The organism is Marinobacter sp. (genome assembly GCF_041686475.1).
In the GTDB taxonomy this organism is placed as follows: domain Bacteria; phylum Pseudomonadota; class Gammaproteobacteria; order Pseudomonadales; family Oleiphilaceae; genus Marinobacter.
Genome location: NZ_JAWLDU010000076.1, coordinates 7345 through 9562, shown reverse-complemented (window position 1 = coordinate 9562; position 2218 = coordinate 7345). Strand labels below are relative to the sequence as shown.

Below are 2218 nucleotides of genomic sequence, written 5' to 3'. Positions count from 1 at the left end.
AGACAGGCCAGCCACTTTCCTTTCGCAGGAATTGCGCGCCTGCTGCGCCAGTTCTCTATCGCCGGGCCAAAAGTCTGATGATTTTCAAGCCAGGCGGCACAAGCAGGCGAGCCTTTACTTGCTGACCAGGCAGCCAGTAAAACGAAAGGTGTGGTCGGCAATAATGGCAAGACAATACCGATACCCGCCAATGCGATACTTGTATACGCAAGGATTCTGAAACCGGTTCTTCCGGACAAGGAATTCATTGGCATCTTCTCCCGAGAACGACCGCAAGATCTGTCGCTATTCTACCTATTATCAGTGCACGGGTCTTCCCAGTTGCTTCAGCGATACCAGCCTGGCGACGTAGGAAATCTTGATCCCGGTTGCAAAGATCAGGGTTCCTATGTGAGCCACGATCTGCCCCGCCATAGGCAACGCGCTGGCAAACGGATATGCGAGCAGAATCGTGGCCAACAGTCCAACCGTCGAAGCCAGCAGAGCGCCATTCGAGAACCCCAGCAGCTTCTCCATCTCACATCTCCTTTTAAATTGATCTTTTATACATGTTTAATGTATTACCCGCTGATTATAATTTCAACATCAGGATTATAATCTTTAATATCAGTTTCTTATAAGAAACACTAATAGTACAACTTCTTGATTACCTCTCCAGTTATAACTCATGCTAGCTACTTCTTATTTTTATAGATTTATTAATTATGGATCTTTAAACCAAAGAGGAGATGATCGTGACCAAATACCAGGGATTACCCCCCGAGAGGTATCGGATTGGTTTGGATAATCTGCAATACTGTGTCTATTATCTAGACAAAACAAAATTTACAGACAGGGAAACCTGCCCATGGCACAAGCCAAGCTGACAGACCGTTTTGGCCGCACCGTTAACTACGTGCGCCTGTCCGTCACTGACCGTTGCGATTTCCGCTGTGTTTACTGCATGGCTGAGGAAATGACGTTCCTGCCCCGTCAGCAGGTACTGACCCTGGAAGAGATTGCTCGCGTGGCAAGAACCTTCGTATCACTGGGCACGGAAAAAATACGGCTGACCGGGGGCGAACCCCTGGTACGCAAGGACATTCTGGAACTGGTAAAGGAAATCGGCAGCTATGGCCTGCGTGACTTTGCCATGACCACCAATGGCAGCCAACTGCCGACGATGGCAGAACCCCTTCGCAAGGCAGGACTCAAACGGCTGAACATCAGCCTGGACTCCCTGGATGCTGACAAGTTTCACCGCATTACCCGCACCGGTCGTCTAAGCCAGGTACTGGATGGCATCGATGCTGCAAAAGAGGCCGGCTTTGAGGGTATCAAGCTCAATACGGTTGTCATGAAAGGTGGCAACGATCAGGAAGTGCCGGAGCTGGTGGAGTTTGCCCGCAAGAAAAACGTGGATATTACCTTTATCGAGGAAATGCCGCTGGGGGAAATCTCGGATCATGACCGCGGGCAGGTGCTGTGCACCAGCGACGAGGTCCGTGACATTATCAGCCAGCACCATGAGCTGGTTCCCACCCCTGAGGATTCCGGCGGCCCTGCCCGCTATTTCCGGATGCCGGACAGCGATGTCCGGGTTGGTTTTATTTCACCGCATTCCCACAATTTCTGTTCTACCTGTAATCGTGTTCGGGTGACGGTAGAGGGTCGCCTGCTGCTGTGTCTGGGCAATGAGCATTCGGTGGATCTGCGCCGCGTTCTGCGGGGCCATCCCGTGACCAATGACAAGCTGCGTGAAACCATCATCAATGCCATGGATCTGAAACCTGAGCGGCATCATTTCTCTAGTGAAGGGGATGTTCAGATTCTTCGGTTTATGAATATGACCGGCGGGTGAGACTCTAACTCGGGGGTAACACCTGTGACTTCTGACCCGGAGTTAACGCCCGGAAGTGGGTAGGCCCTCCGGGATACGCTGTGAATACGTCCATGTACGCTCGACAAAAACATCCATGTTTTTGACGATCCCGGAGGGCCTACCCACTTCCGGGCTTATGCGGCTTTAGTGATTGCCGTCATGATTATTCATTCCCATGTTTTGGTCTGACACAGTTTGGCTCGTGTCCTGGGTTAGGTGTTGCATGGTGACATCCTGGAACTTTACCACCTCTCCGCCAAATTCGTTGGCGAACTCTAGCGCCGAATTTTCCGATGCGAACGAAGCCAGGGTTGGCCCCATTGCTCCGGTGCGCTCCGACCCCACTACAAAGAAAGC

Annotated in this window: 4 protein-coding genes; 1 reads left to right on the top strand and 3 read right to left on the bottom strand. The window is 51.6% G+C overall.

Going from position 1 to position 2218, the window contains the following annotated elements:
- The coding region (locus tag ACESMB_RS13500; protein WP_372971804.1) for a YbaN family protein at positions 1-248 on the bottom strand (248 nt) is incomplete at its 3' end.
- 52 nt (positions 249-300) lie between these two features.
- Entirely contained in the window at positions 301-516 is a 216-nt protein-coding gene (locus tag ACESMB_RS13495) for a hypothetical protein (RefSeq protein ID WP_150989533.1), read from the bottom strand.
- A gap of 331 nt (positions 517-847) precedes the next feature.
- Here ACESMB_RS13495 and moaA point away from each other — a divergent pair, with 331 nt between their 5' ends.
- The gene (moaA, locus tag ACESMB_RS13490; protein ID WP_372926206.1) at positions 848-1840 is read left to right on the top strand and encodes a GTP 3',8-cyclase MoaA; all 993 of its coding nucleotides are present in this window, start codon (positions 848-850) and stop codon (positions 1838-1840) included.
- A 165-nt stretch (positions 1841-2005) separates the two neighbouring features.
- Here moaA and ACESMB_RS13485 read toward each other — a convergent pair.
- Positions 2006-2218, bottom strand: a 213-nt coding sequence (locus ACESMB_RS13485) for a nitrous oxide reductase accessory protein NosL (protein ID WP_372971803.1), incomplete at its 5' end; no start/stop codon positions are given.